Genomic DNA, 5,147 nt, shown 5'->3' with positions numbered 1-5,147 from the left:
TGGTTTCAGGTTTCAGGTTAGCTGGTTTCAGGTTAGCTGGTTTCAGGTTAGCTGGTTTCAGGTTAAAGGTTACAGCTTGCCAGTTATACATCCAGCTTTGAGTTGTTAAGGCTCTAATCTTCAACCTACCCTACACCGGACGCCCAAGGGAAACAACCAAATAACTTTCAAGCAAATAACCAAATAAGCTTCTGACTAATGACTAATCCACAGCAATTTCCACCCTACGATTGCGTTGCTGATTAACCTCAGTATCATTAGCGACCAGAGGACGAGTTTCTCCGTAGCCAATAATCAGCCAACGGTATGAATCGTCTAAAGCGCTACTAAGATACTGCTGAACTGCTTTAGCACGCTCAAATGAAAGGTTTCGATTCTCTTTGGCTTCGCGGGGGTTGTCGGTGTGGATAGCAATTCGGATTGTACTACTGGGATAGGCTTGCAAATCTGTGACAATTTTGTCTAGGATCAAACCTGCTTCTGGACGTAACGTACTTTTACTTTCCTCAAATAAAATATCACTGGGCAACGTGACTTTCAACTTGTCGGCAGCCAAGGCAGCTAGTCGATTGCCATTGCTATTACCAACTAATGGAGCATTGCTACTTGGAGTCGATGGTTCCTTCAGAAGCAAAGTGATCGCTTGGATGCGCCTTTCAAGAGATTCATTCCCTCCCGAGGTTCCCAACTGAGTTTCCAACATTGTCACGTCCTCACTCAATCTCTTCATTCGCTTGTCTAACTCACTTAGTTGAGCTTTGAGCTGGACTCTTTGAACTGGTGTCAATTGTTTTAGTGGATTGGCTTCCGTTGGTTCCCGAATTGAACTAAAATTGAAAAACGTTGATTCTCCCTTGTTATCCAGATGCTCCAGTAATTTTAAGATCAGGGGTTTTTCTGGATTCGGGTTAGGGTAAGCATTGGCAACAACAATGCCAAATATCACGGCCAAGCCACTCCCTACGCCTAGCAGTAGTAGCCTGAAAATTAAGATTAGTAGGCAGTTCAGTATACTTATTGAGGTTTCAGGTCTGGTATTGGTGTTGGAAGTAGCGGGTTGAGTCACACCGAATTTTGTTAGATCTCCTTCTACATAATGAGGCAGGATGCTCCAATTGTACTCCGTTAGGGGTCAAGCGCAGGTATTTTACATTATAGAAGAATTCAAAAAAACAAGGTTGAATTCCACATGGCTATCATAACACTAAAACCTCCAAACCAACCAGTTACTTCCAATGTCAAGCCTGACAACTTTTGTGTGAGGGCTACCCACTTCAGCCAAGACCTCTTAGGGGAAGGAAAGAGTGTTAATTTTTTATTTTTCCCTGGCTTATTTTATTTGTCTGCTTTCGGTAGCTTGATAGTCGAGGGTTTAGGTAACTGACTGAGCCGAAGTGTAAAAAAACCCGTTCGTAATGCAGGTTCGGACGGGGTAGTTGATCACTTTTTAACCTTTTAAACCTAAAGTTAAGGAACTATATTCTAATTTCTTGGGGTTGCTCCTCTAACTAGAAACGCTAATTAGTAACTGAAAGACTAATCAATGTTGAAAAGGCAATTGAGTTTATCAGGATGGCTTAAAAATCAACCACTAGGACTATTGTTAGCAACTTTGATGTTGATAACATCTAGCCTATTTGCTGAGAAAGCCAAGGCTAATGAATCCTTCCTAGCCAGTCAATCATCGGTGCTATCTTCCCAGCCTTTAAGGGAAGTAACAGAAGCTATCAAACCTGATCTAACCGAACCATACGTTCAGAGTGACCCGCTCAACAGTCCTTATCCTATTCCTTGGAATTGGGTCTTGGAAACCCACGCTGAACTGGTTGCTAATCAGAGTTTTGGGTTTAGGTACTATCGCAGCCAATCACTAGTTTCTCCTGATGGCAAGTATGCTGCCTATAGTCGCATTCAACTACAAGGACAGCCAGAACTGTACCGCAGCCGCATCAGTAGTGTGATGTTTCTAGAAAATTTGCAGACTGGAGATTTGCGCATCATAACTGCATCTTCTCCCTTAGCTAACCATCAGGCGCGACCCAAGGGCAGTTTACCTGCCCATTGGAACGCGCGCCTTAATAATGATGATAAATTAAGCGGCGCAATCGCTATTCTGATTCCCGTGTCTTGGACAGAGTCAAGCGATCGCCTTCTAGGGCGGCAATTTGAAGGTTTTTTTAATACGTCAGATGCTTCTGATTACGCAGTAATTTGGGATCGCAACCAAAATACTGTGACCACATTGGCTCCTGAGCGCATTCATTATACTAACGCACTGTTGCTAGGCTGGAGTCAAGCTAATCCAGATCAAGTGCTATTTCAGGCTGGTGAGTTGGGCAATGAGTATTGGCCAATGTGGTCTGTTGAACCCAGTGGTTACACTGCTCTTACCTTTGAGGATGAACCTATGGTTTATGGTGAATCAGTAGAACACATTTGGTCTGGTTCCCAGGCACGCTGGTAATCACAAAGGATGAAGGATGAATTATGAAAACTCATCCTTCATCCTTCACAATTCATAGTTTCCCAATTACCTTTGGTGTTGTGCTACCAATTTTTTTAGGTAAGAGTAAGCTTCTTCTGGTGAAAGAGTGAAGATTTGACCTTTGCATAGAATTTCGTACCTTCCTAAGTAATAACCATGTCCCCCAATTAAACCCATCTTTGCGGCTTGATTGCCAAGCTTGGTTAATTCCTGTCGAATTGAATAGTCCAATTCTTCTATTTGTTGATCAATAACTTGATTAATAGTTTGTTCTTTCATGTTTGACCGCTCCTAGTATATTTATAATACTGCTTTATGCACCCACAACCCATCGACCTGGCGATAGCGGTCAACAAATTGGGCACTTGCCTGGATTAACTGCATGAATGTACTCACTTCCTGATGTCGGCCATCCCCGTTTATAGGATGCTTCCTCAGGTTTCCCCCAACCTAGCTGCAATATAATTTCCCAAAAGTTGTAATTCTTATATTCATAGAGATTTGCCCATTCCGTTTTATGGGCGACCTCTTTTACATCATTGGGCATAATTTTTTGATAGTCTTTACCAAAATTAATACTTAGGTATAAGTCCATACCTTGGATGCCTGTATACCAAAACTCTAAGAGGTCAGCTTTGGCAGCTTTGAGGATTTTCAGGTCACTCTCTAGGGCGGCTAACTGCTCGTCAATAGCAGGATAACGTAGAGTCTTTCCTTTCATAGTCAGTTCGCGCCAAATAATGCCTGAAACTTGGTGTTGCCGTTGGTAGCTGTGAACTGCGGCTTTAAAGTCGTTATAAGCACTGAACTTTTGAATTCCCTCCGGTTTCAGAAAGCGATCAATCACAGGGTTGCCAGACACCGAAGCTGCCAGATTAAGACGTTGCCCATTCATGCACGAACGACGCTCTTGAGCCAAAATTTTGATTAGCTCCTGTGTGCTGTAAACCTTGGACATCAGCACGGATGTTAACTGTACTTACAAATAGCTTAACCCGTAAACGTGACCAAAAAATAGGGTAAACGGCAATGGCAGTTCACTGATGACTAAAACAATTGTCTTCATGTTAAGTTGTTGGAGTTTCATCGGATGGATGTCTAACCAGTAGGCAAATTAAATCACTCTGATGTTAACTGAGCATTAATATCATTGACAGTGCGCAGCTTTAACTCCACGGATTCTGAACGGGGCAGTAAGTTAAACACTTCCCGAAACACATCATCTATCTGTTCATAAGCAACTTGTCCAATTTCATTGAGTACTACCTCTGCCTTTTGGTCAATCATTACTGTCTGGGGAATTAAATCTTGGTAGTAGTATCCCGCTTCTGTGGGTGTATAGGTAGCGTCGGGTAACAAAGTGTCGATGTTGACTGGAATAAAACTCGCGGCCCTACCATAAGGCTCCTGTAACTTAGAGATAGTGACAGAATATAGCTTGCAATCCCTACTGTCATCTAAGTAGAACACCAACAAAGCTGGCTTTTTCCTGCGCAAAGAATCTTCTAAGGTAATTCGTGGTGGGACTATAGAGCCATTACCAGCATACAGAGCAAAAATATTACCATCAAAGCTGTCATCATCGAAACTTGCTAATGCTGATGGTGTTCCCAGTAGATACCAGCAGCTCAGTAAGCCGACAAGAATCAATAGGCATTTGGAAACAAATCTGCGCCTTACACAGCAACTATATGTAATAGTCCTGTTTCGGAATCTTGCTAAACCGTCTATCATACCGAATTATTAGCCCTTATCTCAAATCCGAGGTGAATCCAAGTCCAAGGGTTTCAAAAATCGCAACAATCACTATAGCAATTGTAATTCAGTTGTGAACCCTAGTGCAGGAATATTGGCTGCACTACCAGGATAACTAGACTTAGGGCTACGCTAGTAGTAGCAGCGGCAGGGGCTTTGGGCAAGAATTAGCCCAAGTTTTGTACCAAGAAGGGCTTTTTTGTAAGCTTCCCCACAGCTGTAAGCCGGGGGCTTTCCCGGACAAAGCAAGGGTGTTGGTTTCAGTAGCTAAGCGCAGACTTAACGCGCCCAGATTCCCGATTGATTGAACCTAAGGGTTAAGTGCCGAACCTCAAGGCTGGCTTACTCTACGGACATCTCCGCCGCTTCTACAACCGAGTCATTTCTTTAAAGTTACCCTAAGGATAGGGTCGCCTTATTTCATGAGTTTTAACCCTTTTCTACTTAGCCTGCCGACTATAAAGGCGACCCTATCCATCGGTTTCGTCTTTAGACAGCCCCAATACTTCTAGCAAGGGTACCACTCGCCGATACTAACCTACACTGGCGCGCCGTTTACGACCTTCCCGTAGGGTCGGCAAAGCCTAAAGTAGAGTGTAAGAGTGCATTTGAGTCTATTTTTATTCTACATCAAAATTCTGGATATTCCGAAAGATTTATTAGCCAACTTCAAGGGTATTGAACCCATCAGCTGGCTGCGGGGGATTATCCCTCCCTATACCTAAAGGTAAGGGCTTCCCATCCCCCGAGCCCCCTTGTTTCGGTGATCGAGTACTTTGGTCAACTCTTGACTCTGACCCTGAATCGGCTCAAGTCCCAGAACCAGCAGCAACTACAGGTGCGACCCGTGGCGAATTTAATTCTTAATGGGTCAAGGGCACAAAGAGCGGAAAGCGCACCTAAGGTA

Annotated in this window: 5 protein-coding genes; 1 reads left to right on the top strand and 4 read right to left on the bottom strand. The window is 43.5% G+C overall.

All coding sequences use genetic code 11. The features are described 5' to 3' along the window. Positions 1-202: 202 nt before the first annotated feature. On the bottom strand, positions 203-946 hold the full coding sequence (locus F6K20_RS23545; protein ID WP_229414431.1) for an OmpA family protein: 744 nt from the start codon (positions 944-946) through the stop codon (positions 203-205). Between the two features lie 597 nt (positions 947-1,543). On the opposite strand from F6K20_RS23545, the gene F6K20_RS23540 reads away from it, so the two are divergent. After that, on the top strand, positions 1,544-2,464 hold the full coding sequence (locus F6K20_RS23540) for a hypothetical protein (protein WP_008182310.1): 921 nt from the start codon (positions 1,544-1,546) through the stop codon (positions 2,462-2,464). Positions 2,465-2,530: 66 nt separating this feature from the next. Here the strand turns inward: F6K20_RS23540 and F6K20_RS23535 are convergent, their stop codons facing one another. From F6K20_RS23535 to F6K20_RS23525, 3 genes are all read right to left on the bottom strand, one after another. Then, a complete protein-coding gene (locus F6K20_RS23535; protein WP_008182312.1) occupies positions 2,531-2,764 on the bottom strand; it encodes a hypothetical protein in 234 nt (77 codons plus the stop codon). Between the two features lie 70 nt (positions 2,765-2,834). Then, positions 2,835-3,443, bottom strand: coding sequence for a hypothetical protein (locus tag F6K20_RS23530; RefSeq protein ID WP_008182313.1), 609 nt, complete (start codon positions 3,441-3,443; stop codon positions 2,835-2,837). Between the two features lie 161 nt (positions 3,444-3,604). Beyond that, positions 3,605-4,135, bottom strand: a complete 531-nt coding sequence (locus tag F6K20_RS23525; RefSeq protein WP_008182315.1) for a thylakoid membrane photosystem I accumulation factor — start codon at positions 4,133-4,135, stop codon at positions 3,605-3,607. Positions 4,136-5,147: the final 1,012 nt, after the last annotated feature.

Source organism: Moorena sp. SIO2C4, assembly GCF_010672485.1.
GTDB lineage: Bacteria > Cyanobacteriota > Cyanobacteriia > Cyanobacteriales > Coleofasciculaceae > Moorena > Moorena producens.
Note: the sequence above shows the minus strand (reverse complement) of the source record. Positions and strands in the feature narration are given on the sequence as shown.